Genomic DNA, 11974 nt, shown 5'->3' with positions numbered 1-11974 from the left:
CCCGCGGGGGTGCACATCAACGACACGAGGTGTTCGGTATGATGGAAAAAGAAACCGAAGTGATCGAAAGATTGGCTGAAGACGCTGAGATGACCCTTGAGACCGACTACGACAAGAAGGATATGAAGGAGCGGAGGGGACTTCTGAAGAGCACCCTCTACGATGGATCGAAAAAACTCAAGCACAGCATTCCCAAGGGGAAACGGGTCTAAAGTCCGACCGGAACATAGAAGAGAAAACGCAAAAGGGGGGGGGAGTCGTCATGGTGGCGGCTCCCCCCCTTGACTTTGGAGCTGGCGTTATTATCTTTCACTCAGATGCATTCACCACCAAGTCTATACAATCATCCCAGAGGAGGTCTTTCAGCCATGGCAATCGTCAAGTACAGCCCATTCCGTGATCTCAGGAACCTGCAGGAGCAGATGAACCGGCTCCTCGACCTCGCCTGGAGCCGCGAAGGGGGGGAAGAGCTCCGCGAAGGGGCTTGGCAGCCGCCCGTGGACATCTTCGAGGACGAGAATTTCGTGGTCATCAAGGCCGAGCTTCCCGGCATCGACCAGAAGGACATCGAGGTGCGGATCGAGGACAATACCCTGACGCTGCGGGGCGAGCGCAAGCACGAAGAGGAAGTGCGCAAGGAGAACTACCACCGGATCGAGCGCTACTACGGCGGCTTCCAGCGCAGCTTCTCCCTCCCCCACACCATCGACCAGGAGAAGGTCAAGGCGACCTGCGACAAGGGGGTCCTCACCATCACCCTCCCCAAGCGGGAAGAGACCAAGCCGAAGCAGATCAACGTGGAAGTGAAGTAAGGCAAAAGGCCGGGGAAACCCGGCCTTTTTGTTCACGCTCACGCGTTTTTCAGCGCGAACCCTCGTTCATGCTCCCCGTCCGGTACCCTTCCAGATCCAGCGCCACGTAGGTAAACCCGATCCTCTTGAAGTGCGCCGTCACCTTCCGCCGCAGCTCCGGCTCCAGCAGCCGCGGGATCTCCCGCTCGGCGAGCTCGATCCGGGCCGTCTCACCATGGTAGCGGACGCGGTAGGTGGAGAACCCCTCCTTCCGGAGAAACTCCTCGCAGGCCCCCACCTTCCGGAGCCGCTCCGGCGTGATCTCCGTCCCGTAGGGAAAGCGGCTCGACAGGCAGGCGAAGGGCTGCTTGTCCCAGGTGGCAAGCCCCAGCTCCCGGCTCAGTTCCCGGATCTCCGCCTTGCCGAGCTCCGCCTCCAGCAGGGGACTCCGGACCCCCAGCTCCTGGATCGCCCGGCGCCCCGGCCGGATGTCAGAGAGGTCGTCCACGTTGCTCCCGTCGGCGACCCAGGCGAGCCCCAGTTCCGCCGCCTTGCGGCCGGCCATCTGAAACAGCTCCTTCTTGCAGTAGTAGCAGCGGTTGCGGGGATTGAAGGCGAAGTCGGGGATCTCCAGCTCGTTGGACTCCGCCACGACCAGCCGCGCGCCGATCTCCCGGGCGAGGGCCACCGCCTCGTCGAACTCCGATTCCGGGTAGGTGGGGGAGGTGGCAGTGAGCGCCACGGCGCCGTCGCCGAGGAGATCGTGGGCTACCCGCAGGAGGAACGTCGAGTCGACCCCGCCGGAGAAGGCGACGAGCACCGACCCCATCTCCCGGAGAATGTTTTTGAGTTTTTCGTATTTTTGATGCACGTCGTTCATTGGTGGTCCCTTAAACGAGAAGCCCGTTCGGGGAACGGGCTTCTTCGGTATTATCCGGAAAGGTTCTTGTTACCGCCAGGCTAGTCGAACACTCCCGTCGACAGATACCGCTCGCCGGTGTCGCAGAGGATCGTGACGACGTTCTTCCCCGGACCGAGCTTCTTCGCCACCTGCAGGGCGGCGAAGACGTTGGCCCCGGAGGATATCCCCACCAGGATCCCTTCGTCGCGGGCCAGGCGCCGGACCGTCTCGTAGGCATCCTCGTTGGTTACCCGGATGATCTCTTCGTAGACCCTTGTGTTGAGCACATCAGGGACGAAACCGGCGCCGATCCCCTGGATCTTGTGGGGACCCGGCTGCCCCCCGGAGAGGACCGGCGACGCATCCGGCTCCACCGCCGCGATGCGGACCCCCCCATTATGCGCCTTCAGCACCTCGCCGACGCCGGTGATGGTGCCGCCGGTCCCGACGCCGGCCACGAAGGCGTCGATGGACTGGCCGTCCAGGGCGCTGAGAATCTCCGGACCGGTGGTCTTGCGGTGCACCTCGGGGTTCGCCGGGTTCTTGAACTGCTGCATCATGATGTGGCCCGGCTGGGCCGCCAGCTCCTCCGCCTTCTGCACGGCACCGCGCATCCCCTGGGCCCCGGGAGTGAGGACCAGCTCGGCGCCGTAGGCGGCCAGGAGCCGCCGCCGCTCGACTGTCATGGTGTCCGGCATGGTGAGGATCAGCTTGTACCCCTTCACCGCGCAGATCATGGAGAGGCCGATGCCGGTGTTGCCGCTGGTGGGCTCCACGACCGTCATCCCCTGCTTGAGGAGGCCGTCGCGTTCCGCGGCCTCGATCATCGAGAGGCAGATCCGGTCCTTCACGCTCCCGCCCGGGTTGAAGAACTCCGCCTTGGCGTACACCGCCGCCGAGCCCGGCGCTTCGAGGGCCGCCAGCCGCAGCAGCGGGGTGTTTCCGATCTGTTCGATAACGTTGTAACTGGTAAGCACCGGCATTTCCGCCTCCTTAGTTCCCTAGATGAAATACATGAACCGATGGTCCTGCTCCCGCTTGATCCCCAGCTGCTGGCCGCGGTCGCACAGGTCCTTGATGGTGATGGACGAGAAGTATTCGACGAGCCTGGTCCCCGCCTCGCACCAGAGTTCCTGGGTCACGCAGCTGCCGTCGAAGGTGCAGTCGGGCTTCTTCTTTTTCTTCTTTACACACTCGACGAGGTTGATGTCCCGCTCCGTAGCGAGAAGGACATCGGCCACGGTGATCTCCTCCGGCTTTCTCGCCAGAAAGTACCCCCCCTGGGGTCCCCTCTTGCTCTTGAGGATGCCGGCCCGCTTGAGCCCCTGGAAAATCTGTTCGAGGTAGCGGGGCGAAATCCCCTGCCGCCGGGAGATATCCTGCACCTGGGCGGGGAGATTACCGGAATTGTACGCAATGTCGAAGATCGCCCGCAGACCATAGCGGCTTTTGGTGGAAAGCTTCATCGTTCCCCCTGAAGCTTTTGCAAAACTACTGCGGGGGCCGGTCTGCTTTGTTGCCGCTCGCTCGAAAGCTCAACGTACCGACGGGTACGCCTCGCTTCCTCGCTCGCTTGCGCCGTGCATCCCGGCCTCCTCATGACGTTTTGCAAGAGTTTCCCTCTGAATTTTGAGAGAACTATACCTTCCTTTACTTAAAACATCAAGAACTCAATTGACGCTTCGGATAATTCCCGTTGCATCTGCAGGAGAATTAACCGCCGGGCCGGCGAATAGACATGGAACGAGAGAGGAAATTACCGCAGGTTCACGTGGCAGGCGACGCAGAGACCGACCTGTTCCGTGTCGGGGACGAGATGTCCCTTTTCGGGATTCCGTAGATCATGGCAGGAAATGCAGTCAACGGCACCGTCCACCAGCACGATCCCCAGGGATTGGAGCTCGGCAACGGGCCGGTAGGAGCTCTCCTTCCCCTGCGGGGGATAGGGGCGGCGCACCGGATGGGACGACCAGATCGAGCAGTTGGCGGTGCAGTAGTCGACGGCCCGGGCGATGCGGCCGTCGTGGCAGAACAGGCAATCTTCCATGCTGCCGCGGGGGTTGACCTCCTCGCCGTGGTGCGGCACCTGCTCCGCCCCCAAGGTGGGTAGGCAAGTCAGCAGGAGACTCCCCGTCAGCAGCGCGACCAACACAACCCGTCCCCTCGCCATGGCGTCACCTCCACGAAAACGATTAAACAAGGCCAATCAAGTTTATCGTGGAACTGCCGCCGCGCAACGGGGAAGGTCACCAGAATTTCTGAGGAGGCTCCACCTTGTCGACGACGACGATCTCCTTGTCGATCACCTGGAACACGAAGCCGAGGTCATTCGTCCAGCGGTCCCCCTCTTCCAGCGGAACCGGCACCTCCCGCCGGCCGAGCCAGACCTCCTCATCGCCGATATAGGCGAACCAGTCGAGGTTGCCGGTCATCCAGATCCTGTTCTTGATATCCATCATGGGAAATTGCCTCCGCGATTTTTTTGTCCATCATACCGAAACGGCGAAGAGGCGGTCAAGGAAACCCGGTTTTTTCTTGTTGGCAGCCGGCGTTTCTGATATTCGTATGCGATTGCATTACCCGAATACAAAGCCCGCGAGGAGGGGAGATACGATGAAGTTCACCAAGATGCACGGTGCCGGCAACGACTATGTCTACGTAAACTGCTTCGAGGAGCAGGTCGATAACCCCGAGCAGGTGGCGATCAAGGTCTCCAACCGCAACTTCGGCATCGGCTCCGATGGCCTCATCCTCATCATGCCCTCCGACAAGGCCGACGTCCGGATGCGGATGTTCAACTCCGACGGCTCCGAGTCCGAGATGTGCGGCAACGGCATCCGCTGCGTGGCAAAGTACGCCTACGACCACGGCATCGTGGACAAGAAGGAGATCACCGCCGAGACCGGCGCCGGCATCCTGACGCTTCAGCTCGTTCCCGGCGCCGACGGGAAAATCGGGAAGGTGCGGGTCAACATGGGGAAACCGCGCCTCACCCGCACCGAAATCCCCGTGCTCGGCGAGCCGGCCGACGGGCAGATCGTCAGCCAGCCCCTCAACATCCTCCACACCACGTTCCGGATCACCTGCGTCTCCATGGGGAACCCCCACTGCGTGATTTTTGTCGACGACGTGGAGAACTTCCAGGTCGAGAAGTACGGCCCCCTGATCGAGAATCACGAGATGTTCCCCCGCCGCACCAACGTGGAATTCGTCCAGATCATCTCCCGCACCGAGGTCCGCCAGCGGACCTGGGAGCGGGGCGCCGGCGAGACCCTCGCCTGCGGCACCGGCGCCAGCGCCGTCTGCGTGGCGGGTGCCCTCAACAGCCTCACCGAGAAGAAGATTCTCAACCACCTCTCCGGCGGCGACCTGGAGCTGGAATGGGCCGACGACGGCTTCCTCTACATGACCGGCCCCGCCACCGAGGTCTTCTCCGGCGAGATTAATCTTTAACCCGTATGCGCCCTGGTTTTGGGCAGACACACGGGTCTGCCCCTACATTTCCCCCTATGCAAACCTGCCCCATGTGCACGAAATGGCACGACGAACCGGCACTGCGCATCGCGGAGCTGGAGCACACCCTTGTGATGCTCAACCGTGACCAGTTCTTCCCCGGCTACACCTTCGTCTTCACGAAGGAGCACGTCACCGAGCTCTTCCACCTCTCCCCCGCGGTCCGGCAGGGGGTCATAGAGGAGGTCACCGCCGTGGCCGCCGCCCTTTACAACCTGCTGCAGCCGGCTAAAATGAACTACGAACTCCTCGGCAACATGGTGCCCCACATGCACTGGCATCTGGTGCCGCGCTTCGCCACCGACCCCCTCTGGCCCCGTCCCATCTGGAGCGAGCCTCACGAAGAGGTCATCCTCACCGCCGCGGAGTCCGCCGAGCGGATCGAGTTGATCAGAAAACAGCTGGTTTAAGAAAGGTACTTATGGATTACCTGGGCGCCCACATGTCCATCGCCGGCGGCCTCCACAACGCCCCCGGGCGCGGCGTGAAGGTCGGCTGCGGCGTCATCCAGATCTTCACCCAGAACTCCAACCAGTGGCACGGCAAGATGCCCACCGACTCCGACGTCGCCCTCTTCCGGGAAAAGTGGGAGGGATCGGGGCTCCACGAGATCGTCTGCCACGACATCTACCTCATCAACCTGGCCGCCGCCCCGGGGGAGGTCCGGGAGAAGAGCCTCGTCTCCTTCCGCGAAGAGATGGAGCGCTGCGCCCGCCTCGGCATCGCCAAGATCGTCATGCACCCCGGCTCCCACCTGGGGGAAGGGGAAGAGACCGGCATCCGGCGGATCTGCGAGGCCTTCGACGCGCTCTTCGCCGCCACCCCCGACTTCACCGGCAAAGTCCTCCTGGAGACCACCGCCGGCCAGGGCTCCAACCTCGGCTACACCTTCGCGCAGCTGCGCGCCATCATCGATGGCTCCGCCTTCCCCGACCGCTTCGGCATCTGCTACGACACCTGCCACACCTTCGCCGCCGGCTACGACATCACCACAAGGGAGGGGTACGACCGGGTCTTTGCCGAATTCGACCGGGTTATCGGCATCGACCGGCTCCACTGCTTCCACATGAACGACTCCAAGAAGGGTCTCAACTGCCGGGTCGACCGCCACGAGCACATCGGGCAGGGGGCCATGGGACTCGACGCCTTCCGCTTCCTGGTGAACGACCCGCGCTTCGTGAAAGTTCCAAAGATCCTCGAAACCCCCAAGGGGGACGACGACGAGTTCGACCGGATGAACCTCAAAACCCTCCGGGGTTTGGTCCAACTCTGACGCGGACGGCAGGCGCCGGACGCATCAAGGGCCGCGCCATCTGCCGACGCGGCCCTTGTAGTTCCCCTCTTGTGCCGGCAGCTCCTCAGGCCGGCTTGATGTTACGGTTCGTGCGGAATACGTTCTCCGGATCCCATTTCGCCTTGACCTCGACCAGCCGCCGCAGCCCCTTCCCGAGGGCCGCCCGGACACGCTCGGGGCCTTCGTCCTCGGCCAGGAAGTTGAGGTACGTCCCGCCGATGGAGAACGCTTTCATGTCGTTCCACGCCTCGCGCGCCCATGCGACGTTTGCCCCGTCCTGATCCGCCCCTTCCCACGACCCCGCAATGTTCAGCACGTACCGCGCGCCGCGGTTGTCGACGGGGGAGTGGTCGTCCGAAAGTCCGTTCAGGGCGCCACCGATCTGAAACAGAATCACCGCCGACTGGGGCGAGCAGATCCTGGCCGCATGCTCCATGGCCTTCCCGCACAGTGCGGGTTCGATGCGCGAGAGATACTCGCTTTTCCAGTAATAGCGCCGCCCCTTCGGCTGCGTGGCATCGAGCAGCGACTGCATCTGCGCGTACGGCCGGCGCACCAGGATGTCACCGACGGGAGTGCCGAACGACTTGATGGGGACAACGGCCTTCTCCCCCTCGGCGGGGTTTCCGCTGTAACAGGCGAGAATCGCCACGATCGGCTTCGCGACAACCTGGTGGTGGGTGTCGAATGCATGTTCGCCTGGTACTGGCTTGCCGATCTGTGCCGCAATGAAGGGATCGACTTCGTGCTCGGCCATGCCCTCTACATGAAAGCCGTCCACGGCGGGAAGGCGAAGAACGACAGGTAGAGTAGAGAGCAGGGTTTCCCCTACGCGGCAGTCGTGAGCTGGAGGCTATCGCACCTGGCGACACATCGAACTCCTCGGCAATCCTGCCGATGATCTTCTCAATGGGTTTCACGAGGGAAACTCTCATCCGTAAATCCTCTTCCAGCCTGATCCGCTCAACAAAATCAGAGTCGCCCAAAATCCTGGAGTCTACGGGGGTAAAAGCGGTGGCGTCCGCCGAAGGACGTTGACCCACCAGTTCCCGCCGTTTTCCCTGCGCTATACCGTCAGCGACGAAATCTCGTTATCGTCGTCTCGCGATCGCCTGTTTTGTCCCGAAGAACCGTAAAACTTCGCCGGTTGCCTGCCCTTCCAACGAGGACTTCCCCATTATGACGGCATGACCACACCAAGGAAAACAATCCAGGCGATTCATGTCGGGCACGAGTCCTGCGCGGAGCGGGTTTAGATGGATGTACCGCACAAGCTCAAGAAGGTATGCGTCCTCGTCGCACACCAGGGATTTGTAACGGTTCTGGAAGAGGTGCCCTGACCGGTTATGACGGAGATTGAAGGAAACTGCATAGCCTGTCAGAAGCCTCCGCATGAAGGCAGCAAGGGTAGTCTTGGTGGGACGCAGCAGGAGATGGAAGTGGTTCGTCATCAGCGACCATGCCAGACATTCGACCTCCATCTTCATCCAAAAGGACCTTGAAGCGGTCAAGGAAGTCGGCACGGTCGTCGTCGCCGAGAAAGATGTCACGGCGTTCGATCCCTCGGACAATGACGTGTTGCAGCAGATGCGGTATGTCGAGACGAGCTGATCGTGGCATAGTCGCTTTTTCAACAAGTTAGGCCGCTAGAATCGACAAAATGACAACGTCCCCGGAGGGTCCCAGCTCGACCGGGGGAGGCGTGCTTTCATCCATCTTCGGCGGAGCTTGATCAGACCGGGCGCCTGGCCACTGACGGATTTCATAATGAAGGTGGGGACCCGTACTATGACCAGTATTCCCGGAAAGAGCAATGACTGTCTCCGTGGTAACCGGCGTACCTACATTTACCATGATACGGGACAGGTGTCCGTAGAGGGTGACATACCCATTGCCGTGGTCCACAGCCACCAGGTAGCCATAGCCGCGATGTTTCGAAGCATAGCTGACGGTGCCAGCCTGGGTCGGGTTGACAGGAGTCCCGATCGGGACCGCAATGTCATATCCGTTGTGGTGAAGCAGCCTGCCCGATCCGAATGGATCTTTACGCCAGCCGGGAACTGACGTGACCTGCCCAAAGGGTACTGGTTGGACAGCGTACGATAAAGCGGTGACAGTCAGGAACAGACACGAAAACAAAAAAATTTGAAGCCATCGTCTTTTTTGGTCTTGCATTTCAATTCGATTTCATCAAAATAGTTTTAGAGTCGGAACTGGACAAAGGAAAAGTTATGGTTAACCTGCCACAAATAAATAACCTCCACTGGGACGATACTCTCACTTCGATCGTTATATGGGCCATTCCAGTTACTTTGTTTTGGTTTTGCTGGAAACTCTATAGATTTTGCAGCGCTTCGCAAGTATTCAAGAAGTCTGAGCCCGGTCGGTTGTCAAAATACCATGATGCCGTCGACGAAGGGTCTTCTGAGTGGGATGCCATCCATTGTCTCCTTCTGAAATTGATACTCCAACGTCAGGCTTCAGGGGCCGGCGCGTAGCGACGGTCCCCTGGAAGTTACCGTTGGGTTTTCTCATTGCATCCAACAAGAGCATTTATTGTTGCCTCATCCTTAATTGTGGTCGAAATTACGAGGTAGTCTGGCTGTAGTTTATTGTGAAAAATTATCAAGTTAGTACTCAGTCGGAAGCTTGGCTTATAGTCGCTTCTATAGACAGTAACCCCCTGCCCTTTATATATTTTGATACGTTCTATTAGCTCGAAAAAGAAACCTTTTTTGTGTACGATCCATTGCTGACCACTCGTTGGATACTTTTCTTTTGAAAGGAGTTCTGGCGTTAGCGTATAAAGCTTCCAGTAAAAATCTTCGATAGATTCAAAGGCTGCACAAAAATCTTTGTTTCCCTCTCTGAACTCGCTGTACTCGCAACCGAGAAGGTTTGCCTTTTCGCGAGAGACTATGACAACGTCTTTGCCAGACTTGAAAACAACTTCATTTTCCTTAACAGTCTTACCTTTTGCCAGTGCTTCCCATTGAGGCGGCAACATTGCGTTTAGGCCGAAAAAATCAATTGGCGTTCCGCTAACTGTAGAAAAGCTGGTAGAGGGAATTTCAGTAACTTCGGCTTTAAGCTGATACTCTGGGTAAACAAACTGAAACGGATTGTAACGGTAAGCAGAAAAGTTTTCGTGACAGGAACAACCTGACAAAACTAAAAGAACGACGCATAATGTTATGTTCCGCATCTTAGTTACCTACCTGGAGTTCGGTTTCTATTAAGCGCTGGTAGGGAAGAGCGGCCTTTAGACATACTTCGTAGTAGCCTCCAGACCGCGTAAACCGATTCCTTAGAGCCTCATAAACTTGCTTCACTATATATGTCCAACTTGGCTTCCAGCCCGGAGGACGTGGGACGAAGTCCATTGCATTGCTGCAATCGCGAACTTTTGCTACCATTTCCGCCAACAGGTTAGCGGCTGATTCGTTCCAATCCTGGGGTTTCGTTTCCTTGCCGGTTAACATTTTGAAAACCTAGGCACATTTTTGCTTTTCTTCGATCGTCATTCCATCTCCTTTCCCTTGATTGATGTAATGCATTGTGTCACCACTCAATGTCAGGCTTCAGGGGCCGGCGCGATAGCGACGGTCCCCTGGAAGCTGGGGTTGGGCTAGTGGCTCAGTTTTGCACTTGCAAGCCGATTAAGGCTCACGCGGGCTTCGGCGGCCTCTATCGCAAGCTGACGATGCACCTCCGGTGGAACACGCACCATAAATTTGCCGCTGAAATGTTTGGTAGATAGTGGCTCTGGGACTTGCTCCCCGTTGCGAACCATGTCCTCTACCACCTCAGCGACAACCTTGCGAATGCCCTTGAGGGCTGATTCAGGAGAGTGAGCAAGCCAGCTGATGCTTGGAAACTCAGCGCAAAGGCCAACGTATTCAGCGTCTTCTTCGGACCAGGTAACCCGGTAGGTATACTTGTCATCTTTCTGTGCCATGTTCGATCTCCAACCTCTCAATTGCCTTGAGTACCTGTTTGACCTGGTAGGCTTTTGCGTACCCTTTACTGTTCTGGATGTTTACGCGCGGGTCACCAATCCACGGTGTTTTGTAGACACGGTGGCTTCCGCTTGTTTGCCGTGCCTGTCCGAAGTAATGATCGCAAACCTTGCAGAGGTCTGCGAAGCGGACGCCACTGGGGTTCTCACGCATTTTTTCGATCAAGTCGGTAAGGGTAGCCATAAAATTAAAGTATCACTATTGATATCACGGGTCAAGGGTGGGATCGCGAGGACCAACGTCATTCCCAAAAAGGGGACGCCCATAAGTTTATAAGTTTCACCTGCCAAAGAATAAACACTCCTCACCCCAAGAAACCATCAAGGCACCACCCATTTTCTGCGACGAGCCTTTCTCCGCGGCCAACAGCCAAACTGATGGCGGGCTGAGTCAGTTTGAAGCGTTTAGCCAGTGTCGTTGCCGTAGTCCCCAGTTCCCTGACAGCCCAATAGCAATAGAGGCTACGAGCCTGGACCCGGTGAGGCTGTCTCCCCGGCGCTTCGAGCTCAGCTGGTTCAACACCGAGAACCTCGGCCACGATCTTGGCCAGCTTGTCCAGATCAACCCCTTGATGGCGGTAGCGCATTCGTCTTTCCATTTCCTCGTCGGCAGACTCAAGTATTCGGTCAACAAAGTCACTGTCTCCGAGAATCCGCTCATCGCTTTTCAGGAATATTCCGGCCGACCGTGCCGACATGACTGCGCTCCAGCCGTCGGCACTCCGAAAGAGGCCGCCTCCGATCAAATCGTTACGCTCGCCATGTGCGACACCGTCAGCGACAAAAGCCTCGTAGGCTTTACGTGATGCTTTCATGCTGTTCCCGAATCGTGCGAGAACCTGTTCAGCAGCAATCCAGGGATCACTTTTTCGGGCGATAATACGGCTGTGTCCGCAATACCGGTAGCCCCTAAGTTCTTCCAGCGTAGAAACAACTCCGGCTCGAAGCGGATTTAGATGGATATAGCGTACCAATTCGAGAAGGTATGGCTCCTCCTGACAGAGAATCGACTTGTAACGGTTCTGGAAGAGGTGACCGTGTCGACCATGGCGGCGATTGAACTTCGTTGCATATCCGGTCAGCAATTTACACATGACGGTGGCGACTGGAACGCTTCCCGTCTGAAGCAGGAGGTGAAAGTGATTGGGGATCAGAGCCCATGCGTAGCATCGTGTCGACGTCTGGATGAGCACGGTCTCCAGTCTGGAGACGAAATCATCCCGGTCAAGGTCATCAGAGAAGATTTCCTTGCGTTCGATGCCGCGGCAAATTATGTGGTGGAGCGCGCCCGCTCCATCAATGCGAGCCTGACGGGGCATAACCTTTCATCCTCTGGTGGAATAACTTATAAACTTATGGGCGTCCCCTTAGCATTCCAGTTCCCTGACAGCCCAATAGCAATAGAGGCTACGAGCCTGGACCCGGTGAGGCTGTCTCCCCGGCGCTTCGTAGAATCT

General features: G+C 58.3%; 18 protein-coding genes and 1 pseudogene. 7 read left to right on the top strand and 12 right to left on the bottom strand.

Going from position 1 to position 11974, the window contains the following annotated elements; translation table 11 throughout:
- Positions 1–38 precede the first annotated feature (38 nt).
- On the top strand, positions 39–212 hold the full coding sequence (locus M6689_RS01675) for a hypothetical protein (RefSeq protein WP_298267023.1): 174 nt from the start codon (positions 39–41) through the stop codon (positions 210–212).
- 156 nt (positions 213–368) lie between these two features.
- Positions 369–812, top strand: a complete 444-nt coding sequence (locus M6689_RS01670; RefSeq protein ID WP_298267020.1) for an Hsp20/alpha crystallin family protein — start codon at positions 369–371, stop codon at positions 810–812.
- Positions 813–861: 49 nt separating this feature from the next.
- Here M6689_RS01670 and larE read toward each other — a convergent pair whose 3' ends face one another.
- From larE to M6689_RS01645, 5 genes are all read right to left on the bottom strand, one after another.
- Positions 862–1671, bottom strand: coding sequence for an ATP-dependent sacrificial sulfur transferase LarE (gene larE, locus M6689_RS01665; protein ID WP_298267016.1), 810 nt, complete (start codon positions 1669–1671; stop codon positions 862–864).
- Between the two features lie 80 nt (positions 1672–1751).
- A complete protein-coding gene (gene cysK / locus M6689_RS01660; protein WP_298267014.1) occupies positions 1752–2675 on the bottom strand; it encodes a cysteine synthase A in 924 nt (307 codons plus the stop codon).
- Positions 2676–2693: 18 nt separating this feature from the next.
- A complete protein-coding gene (locus tag M6689_RS01655; RefSeq protein WP_298267011.1) occupies positions 2694–3158 on the bottom strand; it encodes an Rrf2 family transcriptional regulator in 465 nt (154 codons plus the stop codon).
- A 290-nt stretch (positions 3159–3448) separates the two neighbouring features.
- A complete protein-coding gene (locus M6689_RS01650; protein ID WP_298267009.1) occupies positions 3449–3862 on the bottom strand; it encodes a cytochrome c3 family protein in 414 nt (137 codons plus the stop codon).
- A gap of 76 nt (positions 3863–3938) precedes the next feature.
- Positions 3939–4148: a hypothetical protein gene (locus M6689_RS01645; protein ID WP_298267081.1), complete on the bottom strand. Its 210-nt coding sequence runs from the start codon at positions 4146–4148 to the stop codon at positions 3939–3941.
- Positions 4149–4305: 157 nt separating this feature from the next.
- Here M6689_RS01645 and dapF point away from each other — a divergent pair, with 157 nt between their 5' ends.
- Genes dapF through M6689_RS01630 form a run of 3 tightly spaced genes read left to right on the top strand, consistent with a single transcriptional unit; the run spans position 4306 to position 6478 of the window.
- Positions 4306–5145: a diaminopimelate epimerase gene (dapF, locus tag M6689_RS01640; protein WP_298267007.1), complete on the top strand. Its 840-nt coding sequence runs from the start codon at positions 4306–4308 to the stop codon at positions 5143–5145.
- A gap of 56 nt (positions 5146–5201) precedes the next feature.
- A complete protein-coding gene (locus M6689_RS01635; protein WP_298267004.1) occupies positions 5202–5615 on the top strand; it encodes an HIT family protein in 414 nt (137 codons plus the stop codon).
- An 11-nt stretch (positions 5616–5626) separates the two neighbouring features.
- Entirely contained in the window at positions 5627–6478 is an 852-nt protein-coding gene (locus tag M6689_RS01630; RefSeq protein WP_298267002.1) for a deoxyribonuclease IV, read from the top strand.
- Between the two features lie 85 nt (positions 6479–6563).
- Here the strand turns inward: M6689_RS01630 and M6689_RS01625 are convergent, their stop codons facing one another.
- Entirely contained in the window at positions 6564–7151 is a 588-nt protein-coding gene (locus M6689_RS01625; protein ID WP_298267000.1) for a BBE domain-containing protein, read from the bottom strand.
- Positions 7152–7160: 9 nt separating this feature from the next.
- Between M6689_RS01625 and M6689_RS01620 the strand changes: the two are divergent.
- Positions 7161–7304, top strand: a pseudogene (locus tag M6689_RS01620) (IS110 family transposase); the annotation flags it as partial.
- A gap of 286 nt (positions 7305–7590) precedes the next feature.
- On the opposite strand, the gene M6689_RS01615 reads toward M6689_RS01620, so the two are convergent.
- Positions 7591–7950, bottom strand: coding sequence for a transposase (locus M6689_RS01615; protein ID WP_298267079.1), 360 nt, complete (start codon positions 7948–7950; stop codon positions 7591–7593).
- Between M6689_RS01615 and M6689_RS01610 the strand changes: the two genes are divergently transcribed.
- Entirely contained in the window at positions 7892–8110 is a 219-nt protein-coding gene (locus M6689_RS01610) for a hypothetical protein (protein ID WP_298267089.1), read from the top strand. The genes M6689_RS01615 and M6689_RS01610 overlap by 59 nt on opposite strands.
- A 27-nt stretch (positions 8111–8137) precedes the next feature.
- Here the strand turns inward: M6689_RS01610 and M6689_RS01605 are convergent, their stop codons facing one another.
- The 5 genes from M6689_RS01605 to M6689_RS01590 all read right to left on the bottom strand — a co-directional run bounded on the left by M6689_RS01605 (position 8138) and on the right by M6689_RS01590 (position 11836).
- A complete protein-coding gene (locus M6689_RS01605) occupies positions 8138–8674 on the bottom strand; it encodes a M23 family metallopeptidase (RefSeq protein WP_298266998.1) in 537 nt (178 codons plus the stop codon).
- Positions 8675–9014: 340 nt separating this feature from the next.
- Positions 9015–9704, bottom strand: a complete 690-nt coding sequence (locus tag M6689_RS01600; RefSeq protein ID WP_298266996.1) for a hypothetical protein — start codon at positions 9702–9704, stop codon at positions 9015–9017.
- A gap of 423 nt (positions 9705–10127) precedes the next feature.
- Positions 10128–10457: a type II toxin-antitoxin system HicB family antitoxin gene (locus M6689_RS01595; RefSeq protein WP_298266994.1), complete on the bottom strand. Its 330-nt coding sequence runs from the start codon at positions 10455–10457 to the stop codon at positions 10128–10130.
- Complete coding sequence (locus M6689_RS16225) at positions 10441–10701, bottom strand: toxin HicA (protein WP_366949711.1); 261 nt, start codon at positions 10699–10701, stop codon at positions 10441–10443. Before M6689_RS16225 ends, M6689_RS01595 begins: the two co-directional genes overlap by 17 nt.
- Positions 10702–10822: 121 nt before the next feature.
- Positions 10823–11836, bottom strand: coding sequence for a transposase (locus M6689_RS01590; protein ID WP_298266992.1), 1014 nt, complete (start codon positions 11834–11836; stop codon positions 10823–10825).
- Positions 11837–11974 lie beyond the last annotated feature (138 nt).

The organism is Geobacter sp. (assembly GCF_027327745.1).
GTDB lineage: Bacteria > Desulfobacterota > Desulfuromonadia > Geobacterales > Geobacteraceae > Geobacter.
Note: the sequence above shows the minus strand (reverse complement) of the source record. Positions and strands in the feature narration are given on the sequence as shown.

Excerpts from the sequence above, each read along its gene's own strand:
- larE (WP_298267016.1), bottom strand. The coding sequence starts at position 1,671 with ATGAACGACGTGCATCAAAAATACGAAAAACTCAAAAACATTCTCCGG.
- M6689_RS01635 (WP_298267004.1), top strand. The coding sequence starts at position 5,202 with ATGCAAACCTGCCCCATGTGCACGAAATGGCACGACGAACCGGCACTG.
- M6689_RS01605 (WP_298266998.1), bottom strand. The coding sequence starts at position 8,674 with ATGCAAGACCAAAAAAGACGATGGCTTCAAATTTTTTTGTTTTCGTGT.
- M6689_RS01645 (WP_298267081.1), bottom strand. The coding sequence starts at position 4,148 with ATGGATATCAAGAACAGGATCTGGATGACCGGCAACCTCGACTGGTTC.
- M6689_RS01675 (WP_298267023.1), top strand. The coding sequence starts at position 39 with ATGATGGAAAAAGAAACCGAAGTGATCGAAAGATTGGCTGAAGACGCT.
- dapF (WP_298267007.1), top strand. The coding sequence starts at position 4,306 with ATGAAGTTCACCAAGATGCACGGTGCCGGCAACGACTATGTCTACGTA.
- M6689_RS01595 (WP_298266994.1), bottom strand. The coding sequence starts at position 10,457 with ATGGCACAGAAAGATGACAAGTATACCTACCGGGTTACCTGGTCCGAA.
- M6689_RS01670 (WP_298267020.1), top strand. The coding sequence starts at position 369 with ATGGCAATCGTCAAGTACAGCCCATTCCGTGATCTCAGGAACCTGCAG.
- M6689_RS01610 (WP_298267089.1), top strand. The coding sequence starts at position 7,892 with ATGAAGGCAGCAAGGGTAGTCTTGGTGGGACGCAGCAGGAGATGGAAG.
- M6689_RS01600 (WP_298266996.1), bottom strand. The coding sequence starts at position 9,704 with ATGCGGAACATAACATTATGCGTCGTTCTTTTAGTTTTGTCAGGTTGT.
- cysK (WP_298267014.1), bottom strand. The coding sequence starts at position 2,675 with ATGCCGGTGCTTACCAGTTACAACGTTATCGAACAGATCGGAAACACC.
- M6689_RS01615 (WP_298267079.1), bottom strand. The coding sequence starts at position 7,950 with ATGACGAACCACTTCCATCTCCTGCTGCGTCCCACCAAGACTACCCTT.
- M6689_RS01630 (WP_298267002.1), top strand. The coding sequence starts at position 5,627 with ATGGATTACCTGGGCGCCCACATGTCCATCGCCGGCGGCCTCCACAAC.
- M6689_RS01590 (WP_298266992.1), bottom strand. The coding sequence starts at position 11,836 with ATGCCCCGTCAGGCTCGCATTGATGGAGCGGGCGCGCTCCACCACATA.
- M6689_RS16225 (WP_366949711.1), bottom strand. The coding sequence starts at position 10,701 with ATGGCTACCCTTACCGACTTGATCGAAAAAATGCGTGAGAACCCCAGT.
- M6689_RS01655 (WP_298267011.1), bottom strand. The coding sequence starts at position 3,158 with ATGAAGCTTTCCACCAAAAGCCGCTATGGTCTGCGGGCGATCTTCGAC.
- M6689_RS01650 (WP_298267009.1), bottom strand. The coding sequence starts at position 3,862 with ATGGCGAGGGGACGGGTTGTGTTGGTCGCGCTGCTGACGGGGAGTCTC.